Origin of the sequence: Terrirubrum flagellatum (assembly GCF_022059845.1) — a bacterium.
GTDB classification, from domain to species: Bacteria; Pseudomonadota; Alphaproteobacteria; order Rhizobiales; family Beijerinckiaceae; genus Terrirubrum; species Terrirubrum flagellatum.
Genome location: NZ_CP091851.1, coordinates 2,276,939 through 2,296,463 on the forward strand (window position 1 = coordinate 2,276,939; position 19,525 = coordinate 2,296,463).

A 19,525-nucleotide genomic window follows, 5' to 3' on the forward strand; every position below is an offset into this window, starting at 1 on the left:
CTCAGGCGAAGAGACGGGCATAGCGCGTCATCATCGGCTCGTCGGTGAGATCGAGCCTGAGCGGCGTGATCGAAACCTTCTTTTCCGCCAGCGCCCAGAGATCGGTGCCATTCGCCGGCGTATGCGGGCCGCGCTGAAAAGCGATCCAGAAATAAGGTTTTCCCCGACCATCGACGCGGCCGTCGAGCCGCAGCAACTGCTGATCGCGCGCGCCCTGCGCGGTCACCGCATAGCCCTTCACATCGGCCGGCGGACAATTCGGGAAGTTGAGATTGACAAGCGAGCCCTTCTCGATCCCCGTCTCGAAAATCTTGCGGATGACGGCAGGCGCGAGTTCCTCCGCGCATTCCCAATGCATCTTCTCGCGGCCTTCCGGACCATAGCCTTGGCTCAGCGCGATAGAGGGAACGCCAAGGATCGTGCCTTCCATCGCAGCGGCGATGGTGCCGGAATAAGTCACGTCCTCCGCGACGTTCTGACCGGAATTGACGCCGGAGAGAACGAGATCGGGAAGCTGATCCTTCATCACATGGCGCACCGCCATGATGACGCAATCGGTCGGCGTGCCCTTCACCGCGAAATGTTTTTCGGAGACTTTGCGCAGGCGCAGCGGATCGTTCAGCGACAGCGAATGCGACACGCCAGATTGATCCGTCTCCGGCGCCACCGTCCAGACATCATCGGTGAGTTTTTTCGCAATGCGTTCGAGAACGGCGAGGCCGGGCGCGTGGATGCCGTCGTCATTGGTGATCAGAATGCGCATGAGAAAACTCCCGTCGCGCATTCGCGCATCATTCGATGACTAGCGTCCCCTCCCCCCTTGTGGGGGAGGGACAGGGAGGGGGGTGTGAAGCATGCGCAATCGAGCGCTTGTTCACCCCCCTCTCGCACTCTCCCCCACAAGGGGGGAGAGAGGCATCTGCGTCGAGCATTCATTTTAATCATTGCACCAAGCTCGAAATAAAAATTGAAATCGCTCACGCCGCCTTCGCGATCTTCTCGACGCCGCCCATGTAGGGACGCAGCGCGTCAGGGACCGTCACCGACCCATCCTCATTCTGATAGGTCTCCATGACAGCAATAAGAGCCCGTCCCACAGCGGTTCCCGAACCGTTGAGCGTGTGAACGAAACGCGTGCCCTTGCCGTCGGCGTTGCGCACGCGCGCATTCATGCGGCGCGCCTGGAAATCGCCGCAGACCGAGCAGGACGAGATTTCGCGATAGGCTTTCTGGCCCGGCAGCCAGACTTCGATGTCGTAGGTTTTCTTGGACGCAAAGCCCATGTCGCCGGTGCAAAGCGTCATGGTGCGGAAGGCGAGATCGAGTTTCTTCAGCACATTCTCCGCCGCCCACAGCATGCGCTCATGTTCGTCGCGCGATGTCTCGGGAGTCGTGATCGAGACAAGCTCGACCTTCTCGAACTGATGCTGACGCAGCATGCCGCGCGTGTCACGTCCGGCCGAGCCCGCTTCGGAACGGAAACACGGCGTCAGCGCCGTCAAGCGCATCGGCAACTGGTCTTCCGTGACGATGGAGTCGCGCACGAAATTAGTGAGCGAGACTTCGGCCGTGGGGATGAGCCAGAGGCGCCGAGGATCGTCTGCTAATCTAACGTCGAGCGTTTCGATCTGTTTGGCAGCTTGAACGCCGTGAAGTTCGGCAAACTGCAATGCCTCTTGGCGGGCCTTCGCGACATCCTCTAAAAAATTAGCGCGCAAATCGGGCTCTGTATATGCAGCGAACTGGTCGTCATGGAATTTGGGCAGCTGCGCTGTGCCATACATCACTTCGTCTTTGACCAAGATCGGCGGATTGCATTCCATGTATCCATGCTCAAGCGTGTGCTGATCGAGCATGAACTGTCCGATGGCGCGATGGAGTCGCGCGACGCCCTGCTTCATCACGACGAAGCGCGAGCCCGAGAGTTTCGCCGCGGTCTCGAAATCCATGCCGCCCAGGGCTTCGCCGAGATCGAAATGCTCCTTGGGGTCGAAGGCGTAATTCCTCGGCGCGCCGTGGCGGCGATATTCCTTGTTTTCCGTCTCGTCCTTGCCAACCGGCGGGCCGTTCTCATCCGCCTCGCGGAACGGAATGTTCGGGATGGTTTCGAGGATCGCGTTGAGTTCGGCCTCGGCCTGCCTCTGCTCCTCCTCGAGCTTCGGCAGCGATTCCTTGATGGCGTTCACCTGCGCCATGAGGTCGGCGGCGCGCGCCTCGTCCTTCTTGGCCTTGGCCTGACCGATCTCCTTCGACAGCGCATTGCGCTTGGCCTGGAAGGCTTCGGCCTCGGCAATCGCCTTGCGGCGGCGGTCGTCGAGCGACAGCAGGTGGGACGACTGGAACCGCGCAAAGTCTTCGCCGGAAATCTGGCGATTCTGCAGGGCCTCATCGAAGGCGGCGGCGTTGTCCCTGATCCATCTGATGTCGTGCATGACCGTTACTCAGGCGTCGTCAAAGGGCGCGACTCGCGCCTCTTTTCTCCGTCATGCCCGGGCTTGACCCGGGCATCCAGCTTTTCTTGCCATCAAAATGGATCGCCGGGTCAAGCCCGGCGATGACATCTGGAAAAAGGAGGAGCGGCGGGCGCCCCTATTCCCCCGGCGCGGCGCTGCCGGCGGCCTCGTCGATGTCCTTCTGGCGCTTCGCCTTCTTCTCGATCATGCCAACCGAGAGGATGGAAAGCTCGTAGAGGAGATAGGTCGGGATCGCGAGCGAGAGCTGGCTGATGACGTCAGGCGGCGTCAGCACGGCCGCGATCACGACGACGACAACCGCCATGTAGCGGCGCTTCTCGCGCAGCCACCGGGAATCGATCACGCCGATATTGCCGAGCAGCGTCAGAATGACCGGAAGCTGGAACGCGAGGCCGAAGGCGAAAATCAGCGTCATGATCAGCGAGAGATATTCGCTGACCCGCGGCAGAAGCTGGATCGCGGCCTGTCCATCGCCCGCCGCCTGCTGCTGGCCGAGCGAGAAACTCATCACCACGGGCATGGCGACGAAATAGACCATGCAGGCGCCCATGACGAAGAACACCGGCGTCGCGATGAGATAGGGCAGAAATGCGCGCTTCTCGTGGGTGTAAAGACCCGGCGCGATGAATTTGTAGAGCTGCGTCGCGATCAGCGGAAACCCAACAAAAGCCGCGCCGAACATGGCGATCTTGATCTGCGTGAAGAGATATTCGAGCGGCGCGGTGTAGATGAGCTGCACATTGGCGCCAGCGCCCGCCGCCCAGACGAAGGGCCACACCAGCACGTTGTAGATGTGCCGCGAGAGCGCAAAGCAGATGAAGAACAGGACGAGCAGCCCGACCATCACCTTGATCAGGCGCGAGCGCAGCTCGATCAGATGTTCGAGCAGCGGCGCCTTCGAGGACTCGATCGCCTCCTCGTCGCGCTTCAATTGGTCTTCGGTGGTCAGGAGCTTCGGATCGAGCTTCGCCTGCGCGGGGGGCTTGGCCTCAGCCATCACGCAGGATCCTTCTGCGCCACAGCGCGTTTCGGCGGCGACGCATCGATACTGGCGATCGCGCCGGCCGGGCGCGGCGCCGGCTGCGGCGCGCTGGCGACAACCGGCTCGGAAAGCGCCGGCGCGATCTCGAACGAGGACGCCTCGATCGGCGCCGGAGGCTCCGGCGTCGGGAGAATCGGATCGGCCGCGGCCGTCTCCATCGGCGCCGGCGCGGCTTCGGCAGGCGCGAGGTCGCTTGGGCGATCCATCTCGCCGCGCTTTTCGGCCGCGCCCTTGATCTCGTCGCGGATGGTCTGGATCGGATTGAAATTCGAGGTCGATGACGCGGCGTCGTTCATCGAATCGAATTCCTTGCGGATCGACTGGACGTCGGCCTCGCGCATGGCTTCATCGAATTGAGAGCGAAATTCGCCCGCCATGCGCCGCACCTTGGCCGTCATCTGGCCAAGCGCCCGTAATGTCGCCGGCAGCTCCTTCGGGCCGATGAAGATCAGCGCGGCTGCGCCGATCAGCATCATCTCGCCCCACGAAATGTCGAACATCTATCGCGCCGTCCTGCGATCGGCCTCAGATCCCACCGGGCGCGTCGCAGCCCTCACCCCGAGCGTCGCCGGGCGCGACGTCGCGCCCGGTCAGAACAAAGGCGCTTAGCCCGCCTTGCTGGTCGTGGACTGAGCAGCCCCGGCCGGCTGCGCCGGCGTGTGGTCGATCGTCTTGCCCGAGCCGGCTGCAGCCGCCGAGGCGTCGGCGGTCGCCTGGGCGTCGTCGTCCGACATGCCCTTCTTGAACGCCTTGATGCCCTTCGCGGCGTCGCCCATGAGCTCGGACAGCTTGCCGCGGCCGAACAGCAGCATCACCACGACGCCAACCACGACCCAATGCCAAATGCTTGCGCCACCCATGACGCGATCTCCCTCAAACTCGCGGGCGGTTGAAGCCCAAACTCGCCCGAAACCTAGGGGCTGATAGGGGCCAAGACAAGGCGAAGCAATTGGAAACGTGAACGGAGCGGCGGTCAGTCGCGGATAAAGCGGGCCGCCAATTCCACAATGAGAAGAACGGACAAGCCTGCGATCACAAGCCAAAGCCGCCATTCCCCAGCGCGAAGCTCACGATCGCGCTCCGCCTGCGCCACTCGCAGGCGCTCGACTTCGCGCAGGTCGCCGGTCCGGAAGGCGCGGAGGCCGGCGGCGACATCGGTGATCAGTTCGGACAGTTTGCCGCGGCCGAACAGAAGCGTCAGAGCGACGCCGACCACCGCCCAATGCCAGATGGAGGCACCCGGCTTCACTGACGTATTCCTCCCTTAGCCGTCGCCTGCTGCCTGTTCGCGCCGAAGGCGATCTGTTACAATGTGTACAAGCGCATCACGGCGAACAGAGATGACCGACACCACCATCACCGTCCGCGTCTCCAGCGAACTCAAGGACAAGCTTGAGCATATCGCGAAGGCGACCAGGAGATCGAAATCCTTTCTCGCGAACGAGGCTATCGCCCGCTACGTCGAAACGGAGGCTGAGATCATTGCGGGGATCGAAGAGGGGCTGGAGGACGTTAAGGCCGGCCGCGTGATCCCGCATGAGCAGGTGGTGCGCGAAGCCAAGGCGATCATCGAGAACGCGCGCCGTCGAAGCGCCGCCGAATAATGGCGCGCCGGGTTGAATGGTCAGCCCGAGCGCGGAAGGACTATCTTCAACTGCTCGACTATATCGCGCAGACCGATCCGAACGCCGCGGATCGCGTTTCCGATCGCATTTTCGCTGCGGCGGAAAACCTTGGGGTTCGGCCAACCGGCCGCCCGGGACGCGTCGCAGGAACGTATGAAAGGACGGTAGCGAAAACCTCGCACATCATCGCCTATCAACAGACCGAAGAAACGATCTTCGTGGTGCGTGTGATTCACATGTCACGCGACTGGCCTCGCGGGGGATGGCCGAAAGACGAGAACTAAGCGATTCCCGGCGGCCCCTACCCCTCGTAGTGATCGGCCACCAGCCGATCGAGCAGCCTGACGCCGAAGCCTGACGACCAGCCCTGCGAAATCTCCGTCTTTGGCGAACCCATGGCGGTTCCGGCGATATCGAGATGCGCCCAGGGCGTCTTGTTGACGAAGCGCTGGAGGAATTGCGCCGCGGTGATCGCGCCGGCCTCGCGACCTCCCGAATTCTTCACGTCGGCGAAGCGCGAATCCATGAGCTTGTCGTATTCAGGCGCGAGCGGCATGCGCCAGACGCGATCGCCGGTCGCCTGCCCGGCCTTGTGGAGGCGGTCCGACAACTCATCGTCGTTCGAGAACAGGCCCGCATATTCCTTGCCGAGCGCGACGACGCAGGCGCCGGTGAGCGTCGCCAGATTGACCATGAATTTCGGCTTGAAACGGTCCTGCACATACCAGAGCACGTCCGCGAGCACGAGCCGGCCTTCCGCATCAGTGTTGATGATCTCGATGGTCTGGCCCGACAGCGAGGTCACGATGTCGCCCGGCCGCTGCGCGGCGCCATCAGGCATGTTCTCGACCACGCCAATCACGCCAATGGCGTTGACCTTGGCTTTCCGCGCCGCGAGCGCATGCATCAGACCGGTGACGCAGGCGGCGCCGGCCATGTCGCCCTTCATGTCCTCCATGCCGCCGCCGGGTTTGAGCGAGACGCCGCCCGTGTCGAAGGTCACGCCCTTGCCGATGAAGGCAACGGGTTGGGCCGAAGCGCCCTTCGCGCCGTTCCAGCGCATGATCACGCACTGGCTTTCCTTGCGGGAGCCCTGCCCCACGCCGAGCAAGGCGCCCATGCCGAGCTTGGTCATCTCCTTGACGCCGAGCACCTCGACCTCGACGCCGACCTTCTTCAGTTCCTTCGCGCGCGCCGCGAATGTGGGGGGATCGAGCACGTTGGGCGGCTCATTGACGAGATCGCGCGCCAGAATGACGCCGGCGGCGATCGCGTCGCGGCCCGGCAGCGCCTTCTTCGCAGCAGCGGCGTCGGCGACCGCCAGCGTCAGCTTGAGCGTCGTCGGCTTCAGCTCGTCGTCCTTCTTCTTCGTCTTGTAGCGATCGAAATTGTAGAAGCGGAGCTGCGCGCCGAGCGCGACATCAGCCGCCTGCTCAGCGCTCAACGGACCATCCGGAGCGTCGAGCAGCACGGTCGCCGCTTTCGCCTTGGCGAGCGCGCCGCCAATTACGCCGCCTAACGTTACGGCGTTCCGCTTCGCGGCTTCGGAGGCCGGCCCGACGCCGACAACGATCAACCGATCGAGATCGAGGCCAGCGGGCGCCAGAATCGACAGGACGCCATTGAGCTTGCCCTTGAAGCTCTCGATCTCCGCCGCCTTCTCGAACGCCTTGCGGCCGGCGTCGCCAATCAGCGCGGACGCCCTGTCGGACAGCGCGAGTTTGTCGTCGGTCAGGAGCACGAGCGCGCCGCCCGCAAGCTTGGTCGGATAAGCCGCGGCGGCGATCTGGATGGAGCGACTCATGCGGGCCTCGGAGAGATCGGATGGAGTCCGGCTTACAACGGCCGGAGCGGACTGCGCAATTTGTCGGAAGCCTGCCCCGATTTCGCCCGAAGCCGCTGGTCTTGTCCGGCGTCCCGGGGCGGGCTACCCCGGCGCCGGTCAAGGGTGGATTCTGTCGTTGTCGCGCTTCTGGGGCACTCTCGGTTTCGGGCTGATCGAGCGCTATGTGTTTCGCATGGCGCTGGGCGCGACGCTCGCCTGCACGCTGGTGTTGACCGCCGTCATCTGGATCACCCAGGCGTTGCGCGAACTCGATCTGCTGACCTCCAAGGGCCAGACGATCATGATGTTTCTCGCCATCACCGGCCTCACCTTGCCGGCGCTGGTGACCATCATTGGGCCGGTGGCGATGTTCATCGCCATCATCTTCACGCTCAACAAGCTCAACAGCGACAGCGAACTCATCGTCATCAGCGCCGCGGGCGCGCCGCCGCGAACGATCTTCAAGCCGCTGGCGACGCTCGCCATCATGACGTGCGTGATGGTCGCGGCCATGACCATCTACATCATGCCGGCAAGCTTCCGCGTGGTGCGCGATCTGTTCACCAAGATCCAGGCCGACGTGATCTCCAATATCGTCAAGGAAGGCCAGTTCGTGACGCTCGATAAGGGCGTCGTCTTCCACTATCGCGAGCGCGCCGGGCAGACGCTGCTCGGCGTCTTTATCCAGGACCGGCGCGACCCCGAGAAGGTCAGCATCTATCTCGCAGAGAAAGGCCAGACCGTCGAAGCGAACGGCACGAACTACCTCATTCTTGAAAAGGGCAGCGTGCAGCGTCTCGCAGGCAACGCGCAGGATGCGTCGATCATCGTGTTCCAGCGTTACGCCATCGATCTCAGCGAGATGGTCGCGGCCGCGGAAGCCGCCTATCAGAAGCCGCGCGAACAGACGACGCTGCAACTCCTCAATCCCGACCCGGCCAAACCGCCGCCGGCGATCATTGCCGGGCGCTACCGATCCGAACTGCATGACCGGTTGAGCTCGCCGCTCTATCCCTTTGCTTTTGCAGTGATCGCCTTTGCAGCGTTGGGCTCGGCGCGCACCACGCGCCAGGGCCGCGGCATCAGCATCGCGGCGGCCGTCTTCGCCATGGCGGCCGTGCGCGGCGCGGGCTTCATCGCGACATCCGCGATCGCTGGCAGCGCGACCTTCATTCCAGCCGCCTATCTCACCCCCCTCGTCGGCGGCGCGCTGAGTTTCGCACTGATCTGGTGGGCTGGCGACTTCACCCGCCTCGACCTCGGCGCGCTGCTGCGCCCGATCCAGCGCCTCCTTCCGCGCCCGGCGCAGGCGGGCGCGTAACCATGGCGCTGATCGGCCGCACCTTCGGGCGCTATTTCGCGCTGCGCTCATTCAAGGCGATGCTGGGCGTTTTCGCGACTGTTTGCGTCCTCATCTACACCGTTGATTTCGTTGAGCTGATGCGCCGGGCGAGCGACACGCCGACCGCCACGGCGCCCGGCATGGCCCTGCTCGCGCTCTACCGAACGCCGTCGGTGACGGAACAGGTCTTGCCCTTCGCGGTGCTGTTCGGGGCGATGTCGGCCATGCTCAACCTGTCGCGTAAGCTCGAACTCGTCGTCACCCGATCCGCCGGCGTTTCGGTGTGGGAGTTTCTACAGCCGCCGGTGCTGGTGGCGCTCTTCATCGGGCTCTTCATGGTCGGGGTCTACAATCCGGTTTCGGCCCGGATGAAGCAGCAGGCGACCGAGATCGAAGCGGCGGTTTTCGGCAAAGGCGTCAAAGCGCTGGGGCAGGAAACCTGGATCAGGCAGAAGAGCGTCGATGGTCAGGCGATCATCCGCGCCATGGGGGTCGAGCCCGGAGGCACGACCCTCTCGGAGGTCACCGCCTTCCTGTTTTCACCGGCGGGCGACTTCATCGAGCGGATCGAAGCCAAGAAGGCGGCGCTCAAGGAGCGCTACTGGGAGATGACCCAGGTCAAGGTCATCTCGATCGACTCGCCGCCCGAGCAGCATGACGCCTATCTGGTGCCGACCAATCTGAAGGCCGAGCAGGTCCGGCAGAGCTTCGTGCCGCCGGCCAGCGTGCCGTTCTGGGACCTTCCGAAACTGATCGAACAGACCCGCCTCGCGGGGCTCGACGCGACCCGATATCAGTTGCAATATCAAACGCTTCTGGCCAAGCCGCTGCTGCTGGTCGCGATGGTTATCATTGCGTCAACCGTGTCCCTACGTTTTTTCCGGATGGGCGGTGTGGCGCGGATGGTGCTAGGTGGCGTCTTAGCCGGGTTCGTGCTCTATGTTATCCGGCAGTTGGTGGAGGATCTCGGGGGGAACGGTCTGCTGAACGTATCCGCTGCGGCGTGGACGCCGGCGGCGGTCGCTGCGTTGACCGGGGCGTTCGTGCTCCTTCACCTGGAGGATGGTTGAGTTGATGGGTCGCCCCGCGCGAGCGAGGACAAGCGGTCTCAACCTGTGGCGTGTCATCGTCGCGGGCGTGGCTGTCTGTCTTCCCGCGATTGCGTTTTCAGACGTTGCGCAGGCGCAAGGCCTCAAGCAGCTCGCCAATCAAGGCGCGCAACAGCCCGGCGCGCCGAAATCCAAAATGCTCGTGGAGGCCAATCAGCTCGTCTACGACAACGACACGAACAAGGTTTCGGCGGTCGGCAACGCGCAAATCTATTATGACGGCAAGACGCTTGAAGCCGATCGCGTGGTTTATGATCGCGCCAACAAGCGCGTATACGCCGAAGGCAATGTCCGGATGACGGACGAGACGGGCACGGTCACGCATGGCGACCGGTTCGAACTAACGGACAACTTCAAGGACGGCTTCATCGACTCGCTGCGCGTTGAGTCGACGACTGTGGTGCGCGGCGAACAGCTCAAGGTGCGCTTCGCGGCGCCGCGCGCCGAACGGACGGCGGGCGACACGACAATCTTCCAGCGCGGCACCTACACCACCTGCGAGCCTTGCGCGCAAAATCCTGAAAGACCGCCGCTATGGCAGGTCAAGGCGACGAAAATCATCCACAACAAGGAAGAGCAGACGATCTACTACGAGAACGCGTCCGTGGAGCTGTTCGGTTATCCCGTCGCTTGGATTCCGTATTTCTGGTCGCCCGACAACACGGTGAAGCGCAAGACCGGTTTTCTGGCGCCGCGCTACTACCATACGACTGCGCTCGGCACCGGCGTCGCGCTGCCCTTCTTCTGGAATCTCGCGCCGAACTACGATCTGACCCTGACGCCGACCTATCTCTCGCGACAGGGATTTCTGGGCTCGGCTGAGTGGCGGCATCGGCTGCTCAACGGTTCCTACAACATCCGCGCTTCCGGCATTTTCCAGCAGGAAAAGGGCGCGTTTCTGACCGGCGTCTACGGGCCGGGCGACAAGGAGTTCCGCGGCTCGATCGAAAGCGCGGGCACGTTCTATCTCAGCGATCACTGGCGCTTCGGCTGGGACGTGACCATGCAAAGCGACAAATGGTTCAACGACCATTATCGCCTGCAGAATCCCGGCCTGCAGCAGATGTACTTCCGCGACGTCATCTCGACGATCTATCTGCGCGGACAGGGCGATCGCAGCTTCTTCGACATGCGCGGTTATTATTTCCAGCCGACATCGGCGAGCGACTGGCAGAAGCAGCAACCTGTCGTCGCGCCGGTGGTGGATTACAACAAACGCTGGAATCTCGCCGGACCGATCGGCGGCGAAGTCGGGCTCGACGTCAACTTCGTCAACCTCACGCGCGACCAGACGCAGTTCGCCTACATCTATCGCCCGGGCGCGGTGGACGCGAATGGCAACAAGATCAATCCGCTGAGCTTTCCCACGATCTATGGTTCGCTGCCCTACGAAGGCTGCGTGAAATATAATCGCAGCGACTGCATCATCCGCGGCCTCGCGGGTCAGCAAACGCGCGCTTCCGCGACGCTCGACTGGCGCCGGCAGATGATCGATCCGCTCGGCCAGGTCTGGACGCCGTTCGCGTCCGTTCGCCTCGACGCCGTGTCGTTCAGCGCGAAATACAGCAACACTCCGGGCGAGGCGAACACCTATGCGCGGATGTATGTGAACAGCGTCATCCCCGGCGCGGGAAACAGCTCCGACCCGGCCTACGCCCGCGTGTTGCCCGCCGTCGGCATGCAGTACAAATTCCCCTTGGTCGCGACGAGCTCCTGGGGCTCGCATGTTCTCGAGCCGATCGCGCAGATCGTCGCGCGGCCGAACGAAAGCCATGTGGGCGAGACGCCCAACAACGATGCGCAAAGCCTCGTATTCGACGATACAACGCTGTTCGAGACCAACAAGTTCTCTGGCTATGATCGCGTCGAAGGCGGCGTGCGCTTCAACTACGGCGCGCAATACACGTTCCAGGGCAACAACGGCGCCTATGTCAATCTGCTCGCGGGGCAATCGATCCAGGTCGCCGGCCGCAACTCCTACACCCAGCCCGACCTCTCCAACGTCGGACTCAATTCGGGTCTCGACAAGAAATATTCGGACTGGGTGGCGCGCGCGATCATCGCGCCTGGACCGAACTTCAATCTGACGACGCGCGCGCGCTTCGACGAGAAGAGTTTCTCGCTCAAGCGCCTCGAAGTCGGCCCGTCCTTCACGCTCGACCGTCTGTCAGGTTCGGTGCTCTATGCGCGCTATGAAGCGCAGCCTGAGCTGGGCTATGCGTTCCGGCGCGAAGGCGTGGCGATCAACGGCAATCTCAAGCTCGACACCAACTGGAGCATTTACGGCGGCACGGTGCTCGATCTCGATCGCTATCTCGCGGCGCGCGAAGCGATCGCGCAAGGTTACAGCGCGACCGGCGCGAACACGCGCGCCAGCCTGTCCTCGATGTCCGTCGGCCTCCAGTACAAGGACGAGTGCACGATCTTCTCGGTGCAGTATGTCGCGAACGGATTCCGCGACGTTTACAACGGCACGACCAGTCCGTCGCGCGCGCTTTATGTGAAGCTGGAGCTGCGGTCCCTTGGCGAAGTCAACTTCTCACAAAGCCTCAGCACCAGCGGCTCCTTGAACGACGGCCTGAGCAAGTAAGCGCAACGGCGAGAGCGGAATGCGAAAAAGTGGGAGCCGATTTTCGCGCCAGTCCCGCTCTAAACTTTTGAAATTGATCGGATGACTTCGGATTGATTCAATCCAAAGTCATCGCGATCTTAGCCGTTCTCGTTCCATGATCGACGATCTCCCTCCCCTGCGCGACGTGGTCCGCGCCCACGGGCTCGCGCCGCGCAAGTCGCTCGGCCAGAACTTTCTCTTCGATCTCAACCTGACGGCGCGCATCGCGCGCGAAGCGGGCGATCTGACGAAGGGAGTCACTGTCGAGGTGGGTCCCGGCCCCGGCGGATTGACGCGCGCGCTGCTCGCGGCCGGCGCAAGGAAGGTCGTCGCCATCGAACAGGACGAGCGCTTTCTGCCGGCGCTCGCCGAGATCGGCGCGCGCTATCCCGGCCGCCTCGAAGTCATTCACGGCAATGCGCTTGAGATCGACCTTGCGCAGATCGCGTCGGGCGAAGCTCTGCAGGTGGTCGCAAACCTCCCCTACAATGTCGGCACGCCGCTGCTGACGAACTGGCTCGAACAGGAGAGCTGGCCGCCTGCATGGACGTCGCTCACGCTCATGTTCCAGCGCGAAGTCGCAGAGCGCATCGTGGCGACGCCCGATGAGCGCGCGGATTATGGTCGCCTCGCCATCCTCGCGGGCTGGCGCGCGACATCGCGCATCCTGTTCGACGTGCCGCCCGCCGCCTTCACGCCGCCGCCGAAGGTGACGTCGAGCATCGTGCGCATCGAACCGCGCCAGTCGCCGGCGCCGTGCAGGCTCGAAAGCCTGACGAAAGTCGCGCAGGCCGCGTTCAATCAGCGGCGCAAAATGTTGCGGCAGAGTCTGAAATCGCTCGGCGTCGATGCGAGCGCGCTTCTGGAGAAGGCGGAGATCGATCCGACCGCGCGCGCAGAGGCCATTCCGGTGGACGGTTTCGTCGCGCTCGCGAACGCCTATGACGCGCTGCGGTCCTGAAGAATCTCAGACAGCGCGAAGCGTCTTTTCAAGATCCGCGTCCAGCGTCTTCACCAACGGCGCCAGATCACTACGGCGCATGCGGCGCTGACGTTCAGCCGAAAGAATGGACTCGAGATCGGAGAAGGCGCGATCGAGATCGTCATTGACGATGACATAATCATACTCGCTCCAGCGCGCGATCTCCTCGCGGGCGGTCGCGAGGCGGCGGCGGATCAGAGTCTCGTCCTCGGCGGCGCGACGGCGCAGGCGCGCATGCAACTCCTCGATCGAAGGCGGCAGCACGAAGACGCTGGCGACGTCGGCGCGCATCTGATGCGTCACCTGCTCGGCGCCCTGCACATCGATATCGAACAGCACGTCGCGACCTTCGGCGAGCGCGCGCTCCACCGGCTCGCGCGGCGTCCCGTAATAATGCTGGCCATGCACCTGCGCCCATTCCAGCAGATCGCCGCCATCGCGCTTGGCCTCGAATTCGCGCACGCTTTTCAGGAAGTGATAATGCACGCCGTCGGCTTCGCTCGGCCGGCGCGGACGGGTCGTGACCGAAATCGAGAGATGCAGGCTGCGATCCTTGTCGAGGAGCGCGCGCGTCAACGTCGTCTTCCCCGCCCCTGACGGCGAGGAGACGATCAAGATGAGTCCGCGCCGCTTCGGCGTCGCGAGTTCATTCGACATTCTGAACCTGCTCGCGGAATTGCTCGATTATGGTCTTGAGTTCGAGACCCGTCGCATTGAGCGCGATGTCATTGGCCTTGGCCGACAGCGTGTTCGCTTCGCGGGCCATTTCCTGCGCGAGGAAGTCGAGCCTGCGGCCAACTGCGCCGCCCTCCGCGATCAATTTGCGCGTGGCCTCGACATGGGCCTTCAGCCGATCGAGTTCTTCCCTGATGTCGGCGCGGCTTGCGAGCAGCACGGCTTCCTGATGCAGCCGGTTCGGATCGAGTTCACGCCCGGAGTCCAGCAACGCGGCGATCTGTTCGGCGAGCCGTTTCTTGACCGCGTCCGGCTGACGCGCCGGCGATCGTTCCGCTTCGTTGGTCAGGCGCCCGATGTCAGCAAGCCGCGACGCCAGAATCTGATCGAGCGCAGCGCCTTCGGATCGGCGCGCCGCCGAGAGATCAGCGATCGCGCGATCAAGCGCCGCGAAGATCCCCTGTCGCAGCGCCGTTTCCGTGGCGTCATCATCTCTTGCTTCGACCAGTTCGACAACGCCGCGAACCGCGAGCAGCCCGTCGAGCGACGGCGGCGCGAGCCCGCCCTGCCCGGCGAAGCGAGAGGAAAGGTCGACGAGCTGCGACAGCAGATTTTCGTTGATGCGCACGACTGGCGGCCGCTCGTCGCGTTGAACCGTCAATGACGCGAAGCAAGTCCCGCGCTTGCAGGCGGCGCCGACGCGCTTGCGCGCTTCTTCGGCGACCTCGTCGAAACCCGGCGGCGTTCGCATCCTGATATCGAGCGATTTGCCGTTGACGCTCTTGAGCTCCCATACAATTCGCGCGGAGCCGCTGGCTTCGGTCGCGCGCGCAAAGCCTGTCATGCTGGCGAGCGCCATCAGAATCGATATCCCGCGATCTTCATGCGGGGTCGCTTAAAGCAAAGTGGCGCGAAGGGGAAACCCGCCCCGATCTGCCGGCGGATCAGCGCGTAGTCAGCGCCGGCACGGTCTTTGGCGAGTTCAGGTCGAACGTCTTGTTCTTGAGCGGATCGCGCGGCGTGCCCTCCGACGCGTCGGTCACACGCGGACGCTGGCCGGGCGGGAGCGTTCCGGTGGCCGGGGAAGCTGGCGCATCCGTCGCCGCGCCGGAACGCTGGCCGGAGGCCGGGGCCGGCGGCGGCAGGACCGAATCATCCTCGTAGCGATCGACAGGCTTCTGCTGATCAGCCTTGGCGCGCTCGATCTGGCGCCAGCGAACGACGTTGCGGTTATGCTGGTCGAGCGTCTCGGCGAAGGTGTGGCCGCCAGTGCCGTCCGCCACGAAAAAGAGGTCCTTGGTGCGCGAGGGATTGGCCACCGCCTCGAGCGCCGCACGTCCGGGATTGGCGATCGGCGCCGGCGGCAGATTGCTGATGACATAGGTGTTGAAGGGCGTCGCGCGTTCGATGTCCGCCTTGGTCAGGGAGCGGCCGAGCGTGCCCTTGCCGCCGACGAGGCCGTACACGATCGTCGGGTCCGACTGGAGCTTCATGCCCTTGTTGATGCGGTTGATGAAGACGCCGGCGACGCGCGGCCGCTCGTCGGCGCGGCCCGTCTCCTTCTCGACGATCGAGGCGAGCACCACCAGCTCGCGAGCGGATTTCACGGGAATATCGGCGGAGCGTCTCGACCACACCCGGTTGAGCACATCGCGCTGTTCGTCCTGCATCTGCTTGATCAGCTTGGTGCGGGACATTCCACGCTCAAATTTATAGGTGTCCGGCAGCAGCGAGCCTTCGGCCGGCGTTTCGCGCACCTCGCCAGCCAGCACGTCGTTCTCCATGAGGCGGCCGACGATCTGCTCAGAGGTCAAACCTTCCGGAATGGTGACGGAGTGCAGGATCGCCTTGCCTTCGATCAGGGTGGCGATGATCTGAGGAATGGTGACGCCCTGCCGGAACATATACTCGCCGGCCTTCAGCTTCTCGCCGTGCGACTGGGTCACCACCGCGAACATGAAGGGATAGGGGCTGGTGATGACGCCTTCCTGGGTCAACTGGTCAGCGATGTCGCCCATGCCGCCGCGGACGACGAGCGCCTTGTCCCGCTGCAACGGCCCCGGCTTCTCGATCTCGCGCACCACGAAATAGGCGCCCGCGCCAGCGACCAGGATCAGCGCCAGCAGGATCGTGAACATGTTGCTGCCGAAGGTCACGAACGACCGGTGGCGCATCTTCAGCCGAGGTGGCGGCGGGGGCGCCGCCTGCGGCTCCATCTGCTCGATCGGACTGCGCGGCGAGAAGCGGCGCGGCTCGACCGAAGCCTGCCGCGCGGCGGCGGCTGCGTCAGTCGTTGGAACGCCGTCTGTCATCAGGCCGCCCTGGCTGCTTGTTCTGTCAGGATCGCGCCTTGATTGATCGCATATTGTGGCATCAATCCGGCGCGAAGGTTACGCTTGGTAGCGTCGCAATACCAGCGACGCGTTCGTCCCGCCGAATCCAAACGAGTTCGACAGGGCGACGTCGATCTGCCTCTTTTTGGCCGTATGCGGCGTCAGGTCGATCGCCGTCTCGACCGAAGGATTGTCGAGGTTAATCGTCGGCGGCGCAACCTGGTCCCGGATCGCGAGCGTGGTGAAGATCGCCTCGACCGCGCCCGACGCGCCCAGAAGATGGCCGATCGCGGACTTGGTCGAGGACATCGACAGTTTGCCCGCCGCATTTCCGACGACGCGCTCCACGGCGCCAAGTTCAATCGTATCAGCCATGGTCGAGGTGCCATGGGCGTTGATGTAGTCGATCTCGGCCGGCGAAACGCCAGCGCGCTTGATAGCGGCCTTCATACAGCGATAGGCCCCGTCGCCGTCCTCGGAAGGAGCGGTGATGTGGTAGGCGTCGCCGGACATGCCGTAGCCGATGACCTCGGCGTAAATCTTCGCGCCGCGCGCTTTGGCGTGATCGAGCTCCTCGAGAACGACGACGCCCGCGCCCTCGCCCATGACAAAGCCGTCGCGATCCCGATCGTAGGGGCGCGAGCCCTTCTCCGGCGCATCGTTGAAGCTGGTGCAGAGAGCGCGGCAGGCGCAGAAGCCCGCCATGCCGATGCGCGTCACCGACGACTCGGCGCCGCCAGCCACCATCACATCGGCGTCGCCGAGCGCGATCATGCGCGACGCGTCGCCGATCGCATGGGCGCCAGTCGAACAGGCGGTCGAAACCGCATGGTTCGGGCCTTTCAGGCCGTGCTCGATCGAGACGTATCCGCTCGCGAGATTGACGAGACGACCGGGGATGAAGAAGGGCGACAGCCGGCGCGGGCCGCGTTCCTTCACGAGAATCGCGCCGTCGGCGATGCCCTGCAGGCCGCCGATGCCCGATCCGATCATGACGCCTGTCGTCGCCTGATCGTCGTAGGATTCAGGCTTCCAGTCGGCGTCGCGCAACGCCTGCGTGGCCGCCGACATCGCGAAGATGATGAAGTCGTCGACCTTGCGCTGCTCCTTCGGCTCCATCCACTGATCAGGATTGAAGCTGCCGTTGGAGCCATCGCCGCGCGGGACCTGGCAGGCGATCTGACAAGGCAGGTCGGACACATCGAAATTTCCGATGCGCCCGGCGCCTGATTTCGATGCGAGGATGTTGGACCATGTCGCGTCGACGCCGCATCCAAGCGGCGTGACCAGGCCAAGCCCCGTGATAACGACTCGTCGGAACATCATATGTCCGGGCGATCGCGCAGCCGCGCCCCAAGCGGCCGGCGAGAGCTTACGCCGGGGCCTTGCTGGACAGGAACGAAATCGCGTCGCCGACGGTCGCGATCTTCTCGGCCGCGTCGTCCGGAATCTCGACTCCGAATTCCTCTTCGAACGCCATGACGAGTTCGACCGTGTCGAGCGAATCAGCGCCGAGATCGTCGATGAAGTTCGCCTTCTCGGTCACTTTCTCCGCGTCGACGCCCAGATGCTCGACCACGATCTTCTTAACGCGTTCGGCGATGTCACTCATCGTCTGATCCTCATTCATCTGACAGGCCGCCAATCGAGGGCTGGCCGAATTCTTCCATGCGCCGGCGGCGACCCGCCTTTTGCAACGAAGGGCTTGGAAACCGTTTGGTTCCGAACGTCAAGCCCCGCCCGCGCTTGGGGCAGAGCTAGCATAGGCGGTAGGGGCTGACAAAGCGCCGCCGCGCTTAGATCATCGCCATGCCGCCATTAACGTGCAAGGTCTGTCCAGTGACGTAGGCGCCCTCGTCGCTCGCGAGATAGACCACGGCCGCCGCGATCTCCGCCGAAGTCCCCAAACGGCCGGCCGGCACACGCGAAAGCACCGTTTCCTTCTGCTTTTCGTTGAGCGCGCCCGTCATCGCGGTCTCGATGAAGCCCGGGGCGACGCAATTGACGGTCACGCCGCGGCTCGCGACTTCAAGCGCCAGCGCCTTCGACATGCCGATCAGACCGGCCTTCGACGCGGCGTAATTGCCCTGTCCGGGATTGCCGGTGACGCCGACGACGGAGGTGATCGAGATGATGCGGCCCGAACGCCGGCGCATCATGCCTTTCACGGCCGCGCGCGACAGACGGAACGCCGCCTCGAGATTGACGCGAATGACCTGATCCCACTCCTCGTCCTTCATGCGCATGAAGATGTTGTCGCGCGTCACACCGGCGTTGTTGACGAGGACATGAAGCTCGCCCATCGCCGCTTCCGCCGCAGGCACAAGGGCTTCGACCGAATCCTTCTCAGAGAGATTCGCCGGCAACACATGAACGCGGGAGCCGAGTTCGGCCGCGAGCGCATCGAGCGCCTCCCTGCGGGTGCCCGATATTCCGACCGTCGCGCCCTGCGCATGCAACGCTTTTGCGACTGCGCCGCCGATGCCGCCGGAAGCGCCCGTCACCAGCGCGTTTTTGCCTGTGAGATCGAACATCGGAATTTCCTATGAGTTGCGCGCCGCGGCGAAAGCCCTGACATCGTCAGGCGTTCCAACCGCGCTCGACTGCGCCGCCGGCGCCATTCTTTTCGAGAGTCCGGTCAACACCTTGCCGGCGCCAACCTCAAGAAATGAATCAACGCCGTTGGCGGCCATCCAGCCGACGCTCTCGCGCCAACGCACCGTTCCCGTCACCTGTTTCACGAGATTGGCGCGGATCACGGCGGGGTCGCTTTCCGGACCGGCCGTGACATTGGCCACGATCGACGCCGCAGGCCGGGCGATCGAGGCTTTCGCCAAGGCCTCCGCCATCGCGTCCGCCGCAGGCTTCATCAGGGCGCAATGGAAGGGCGCGGACACCGGCAGCAGCATCGCGCGCTTAGCGCCCTTGCCCTTGGCGATCTCCACGGCGCGCTCAACCGCCGCCTTGTGGCCGGAGACGACCGCCTGGCCGGGTCCGTTGTCGTTGGCGGCGTCGCAGACCTGCCCCTGCGCCGCCTCGGCGGCGACGGCGACGGCCTGCTCCCATTCGAGGCCGAGCAGCACCGCCATGGCGCCCTCGCCGACCGGAACGGCCTTCTGCATGGCCTCGCCGCGCAATCGCAGCAGACGGGCCGCGTCGGTCACAGACAGCGCCCGCGCGCAGGCCAACGCCGAATATTCACCGAGCGAATGGCCGGCGAAGAAGCCGACGTCGCGCGCGGGATCGAGCCCGGCCTCGGCCTCAAGAGCCCGCATGCCGGCGACGGAGACGGCCATCAGGGCGGGCTGGGCATTGGCGGTCAGGGTCAGGGTTTCGAGCGGCCCCTTGAACATCAGAGTGGAGAGTTTCTCGCCCAGCGCGGCATCGACCTCCTCGAACACCGCGCGCGCGGACGGGAACGCCTCGGCCAGCGCCTTGCCCATGCCGACGGCCTGACTGCCCTGCCCGGGGCAGGTGATCGCGAGCGTCATCGAGGATTATCCTCCC

20 protein-coding genes are annotated in these 19,525 nt (G+C 64.1%); 6 read left to right on the forward strand and 14 right to left on the reverse strand.

Going from position 1 to position 19,525, the window contains the following annotated elements:
- Position 1 precedes the first annotated feature (1 nt).
- The 6 genes from surE to L8F45_RS11085 all read right to left on the reverse strand — a co-directional run bounded on the left by surE (position 2) and on the right by L8F45_RS11085 (position 4,765).
- Entirely contained in the window at positions 2–763 is a 762-nt protein-coding gene (gene surE, locus L8F45_RS11060) for a 5'/3'-nucleotidase SurE (RefSeq protein ID WP_342362922.1), read from the reverse strand.
- 214 nt (positions 764–977) lie between these two features.
- Entirely contained in the window at positions 978–2,432 is a 1,455-nt protein-coding gene (gene serS, locus L8F45_RS11065; protein WP_342362923.1) for a serine--tRNA ligase, read from the reverse strand.
- Positions 2,433–2,589: 157 nt separating this feature from the next.
- Positions 2,590–3,471, reverse strand: a complete 882-nt coding sequence (gene tatC / locus L8F45_RS11070) for a twin-arginine translocase subunit TatC (RefSeq protein ID WP_342362924.1) — start codon at positions 3,469–3,471, stop codon at positions 2,590–2,592.
- Complete coding sequence (gene tatB / locus L8F45_RS11075) at positions 3,471–4,016, reverse strand: Sec-independent protein translocase protein TatB (RefSeq protein WP_342362925.1); 546 nt, start codon at positions 4,014–4,016, stop codon at positions 3,471–3,473. Before tatB ends, tatC begins: the two co-directional genes overlap by 1 nt.
- A 105-nt stretch (positions 4,017–4,121) precedes the next feature.
- Positions 4,122–4,376 (reverse strand): twin-arginine translocase TatA/TatE family subunit, encoded by a 255-nt coding sequence (locus L8F45_RS11080; protein ID WP_342362926.1) that lies wholly within the window; start codon positions 4,374–4,376, stop codon positions 4,122–4,124.
- A 113-nt stretch (positions 4,377–4,489) separates the two neighbouring features.
- The gene (locus L8F45_RS11085) at positions 4,490–4,765 is read right to left on the reverse strand and encodes a twin-arginine translocase TatA/TatE family subunit (protein WP_342362927.1); all 276 of its coding nucleotides are present in this window, start codon (positions 4,763–4,765) and stop codon (positions 4,490–4,492) included.
- Between the two features lie 91 nt (positions 4,766–4,856).
- Here L8F45_RS11085 and L8F45_RS11090 point away from each other — a divergent pair, with 91 nt between their 5' ends.
- Both L8F45_RS11090 and L8F45_RS11095 read left to right on the forward strand, forming a co-directional pair.
- A complete protein-coding gene (locus tag L8F45_RS11090; RefSeq protein ID WP_342362928.1) occupies positions 4,857–5,120 on the forward strand; it encodes a CopG family ribbon-helix-helix protein in 264 nt (87 codons plus the stop codon).
- Entirely contained in the window at positions 5,120–5,425 is a 306-nt protein-coding gene (locus L8F45_RS11095) for a type II toxin-antitoxin system RelE/ParE family toxin (RefSeq protein WP_342362929.1), read from the forward strand. Before L8F45_RS11090 ends, L8F45_RS11095 begins: the two co-directional genes overlap by 1 nt.
- Before the next feature lie 17 nt (positions 5,426–5,442).
- Here the strand turns inward: L8F45_RS11095 and L8F45_RS11100 are convergent, their stop codons facing one another.
- A complete protein-coding gene (locus tag L8F45_RS11100) occupies positions 5,443–6,945 on the reverse strand; it encodes a leucyl aminopeptidase (protein ID WP_342362930.1) in 1,503 nt (500 codons plus the stop codon).
- Between the two features lie 157 nt (positions 6,946–7,102).
- Between L8F45_RS11100 and lptF the strand changes: the two genes are divergently transcribed.
- The 4 genes from lptF (at position 7,103) to rsmA (ending at position 12,989) form a co-directional block, all read left to right on the forward strand.
- Entirely contained in the window at positions 7,103–8,287 is a 1,185-nt protein-coding gene (gene lptF / locus L8F45_RS11105; RefSeq protein ID WP_342362931.1) for an LPS export ABC transporter permease LptF, read from the forward strand.
- 2 nt (positions 8,288–8,289) lie between these two features.
- Positions 8,290–9,378: an LPS export ABC transporter permease LptG gene (gene lptG, locus L8F45_RS11110; protein WP_342362932.1), complete on the forward strand. Its 1,089-nt coding sequence runs from the start codon at positions 8,290–8,292 to the stop codon at positions 9,376–9,378.
- Between the two features lie 4 nt (positions 9,379–9,382).
- Entirely contained in the window at positions 9,383–12,007 is a 2,625-nt protein-coding gene (locus L8F45_RS11115; RefSeq protein WP_342362933.1) for an LPS-assembly protein LptD, read from the forward strand.
- A 136-nt stretch (positions 12,008–12,143) separates the two neighbouring features.
- Positions 12,144–12,989, forward strand: coding sequence for a 16S rRNA (adenine(1518)-N(6)/adenine(1519)-N(6))-dimethyltransferase RsmA (rsmA, locus tag L8F45_RS11120; RefSeq protein ID WP_342362934.1), 846 nt, complete (start codon positions 12,144–12,146; stop codon positions 12,987–12,989).
- Positions 12,990–12,995: 6 nt separating this feature from the next.
- Here rsmA and gmk read toward each other — a convergent pair whose 3' ends face one another.
- The 7 genes from gmk to fabD form a co-directional block, all read right to left on the reverse strand.
- Positions 12,996–13,667: a guanylate kinase gene (gene gmk / locus L8F45_RS11125; RefSeq protein ID WP_342362935.1), complete on the reverse strand. Its 672-nt coding sequence runs from the start codon at positions 13,665–13,667 to the stop codon at positions 12,996–12,998.
- Positions 13,657–14,544 carry a YicC/YloC family endoribonuclease gene (locus L8F45_RS11130; RefSeq protein ID WP_342362936.1) on the reverse strand — a complete coding sequence of 296 codons (888 nt, stop codon included), beginning with the start codon at positions 14,542–14,544 and terminating at the stop codon, positions 13,657–13,659. Before L8F45_RS11130 ends, gmk begins: the two co-directional genes overlap by 11 nt.
- An 85-nt stretch (positions 14,545–14,629) precedes the next feature.
- Entirely contained in the window at positions 14,630–15,997 is a 1,368-nt protein-coding gene (gene mltG / locus L8F45_RS11135; RefSeq protein WP_342362937.1) for an endolytic transglycosylase MltG, read from the reverse strand.
- Positions 15,998–16,075: 78 nt separating this feature from the next.
- On the reverse strand, positions 16,076–17,344 hold the full coding sequence (gene fabF / locus L8F45_RS11140; RefSeq protein ID WP_342362938.1) for a beta-ketoacyl-ACP synthase II: 1,269 nt from the start codon (positions 17,342–17,344) through the stop codon (positions 16,076–16,078).
- A 46-nt stretch (positions 17,345–17,390) separates the two neighbouring features.
- The gene (locus L8F45_RS11145; RefSeq protein ID WP_342362939.1) at positions 17,391–17,630 is read right to left on the reverse strand and encodes an acyl carrier protein; all 240 of its coding nucleotides are present in this window, start codon (positions 17,628–17,630) and stop codon (positions 17,391–17,393) included.
- A 184-nt stretch (positions 17,631–17,814) separates the two neighbouring features.
- Complete coding sequence (gene fabG / locus L8F45_RS11150; protein WP_342362940.1) at positions 17,815–18,552, reverse strand: 3-oxoacyl-[acyl-carrier-protein] reductase; 738 nt, start codon at positions 18,550–18,552, stop codon at positions 17,815–17,817.
- A gap of 9 nt (positions 18,553–18,561) precedes the next feature.
- A complete protein-coding gene (fabD, locus tag L8F45_RS11155; protein WP_342362941.1) occupies positions 18,562–19,509 on the reverse strand; it encodes an ACP S-malonyltransferase in 948 nt (315 codons plus the stop codon).
- Between the last annotated feature and the right edge of the window lie 16 nt (positions 19,510–19,525).

Excerpts from the sequence above, each read along its gene's own strand:
- surE (WP_342362922.1), bottom strand. The coding sequence starts at position 763 with ATGCGCATTCTGATCACCAATGACGACGGCATCCACGCGCCCGGCCTC.
- serS (WP_342362923.1), bottom strand. The coding sequence starts at position 2,432 with ATGCACGACATCAGATGGATCAGGGACAACGCCGCCGCCTTCGATGAG.
- tatC (WP_342362924.1), bottom strand. The coding sequence starts at position 3,471 with ATGGCTGAGGCCAAGCCCCCCGCGCAGGCGAAGCTCGATCCGAAGCTC.
- tatB (WP_342362925.1), bottom strand. The coding sequence starts at position 4,016 with ATGTTCGACATTTCGTGGGGCGAGATGATGCTGATCGGCGCAGCCGCG.
- L8F45_RS11080 (WP_342362926.1), bottom strand. The coding sequence starts at position 4,376 with ATGGGTGGCGCAAGCATTTGGCATTGGGTCGTGGTTGGCGTCGTGGTG.
- L8F45_RS11090 (WP_342362928.1), top strand. The coding sequence starts at position 4,857 with ATGACCGACACCACCATCACCGTCCGCGTCTCCAGCGAACTCAAGGAC.
- L8F45_RS11095 (WP_342362929.1), top strand. The coding sequence starts at position 5,120 with ATGGCGCGCCGGGTTGAATGGTCAGCCCGAGCGCGGAAGGACTATCTT.
- L8F45_RS11100 (WP_342362930.1), bottom strand. The coding sequence starts at position 6,945 with ATGAGTCGCTCCATCCAGATCGCCGCCGCGGCTTATCCGACCAAGCTT.
- lptG (WP_342362932.1), top strand. The coding sequence starts at position 8,290 with ATGGCGCTGATCGGCCGCACCTTCGGGCGCTATTTCGCGCTGCGCTCA.
- L8F45_RS11115 (WP_342362933.1), top strand. The coding sequence starts at position 9,383 with ATGGGTCGCCCCGCGCGAGCGAGGACAAGCGGTCTCAACCTGTGGCGT.
- rsmA (WP_342362934.1), top strand. The coding sequence starts at position 12,144 with ATGATCGACGATCTCCCTCCCCTGCGCGACGTGGTCCGCGCCCACGGG.
- gmk (WP_342362935.1), bottom strand. The coding sequence starts at position 13,667 with ATGTCGAATGAACTCGCGACGCCGAAGCGGCGCGGACTCATCTTGATC.
- L8F45_RS11130 (WP_342362936.1), bottom strand. The coding sequence starts at position 14,544 with ATGGCGCTCGCCAGCATGACAGGCTTTGCGCGCGCGACCGAAGCCAGC.
- mltG (WP_342362937.1), bottom strand. The coding sequence starts at position 15,997 with ATGACAGACGGCGTTCCAACGACTGACGCAGCCGCCGCCGCGCGGCAG.
- fabF (WP_342362938.1), bottom strand. The coding sequence starts at position 17,344 with ATGATGTTCCGACGAGTCGTTATCACGGGGCTTGGCCTGGTCACGCCG.
- L8F45_RS11145 (WP_342362939.1), bottom strand. The coding sequence starts at position 17,630 with ATGAGTGACATCGCCGAACGCGTTAAGAAGATCGTGGTCGAGCATCTG.
- fabG (WP_342362940.1), bottom strand. The coding sequence starts at position 18,552 with ATGTTCGATCTCACAGGCAAAAACGCGCTGGTGACGGGCGCTTCCGGC.
- fabD (WP_342362941.1), bottom strand. The coding sequence starts at position 19,509 with ATGACGCTCGCGATCACCTGCCCCGGGCAGGGCAGTCAGGCCGTCGGC.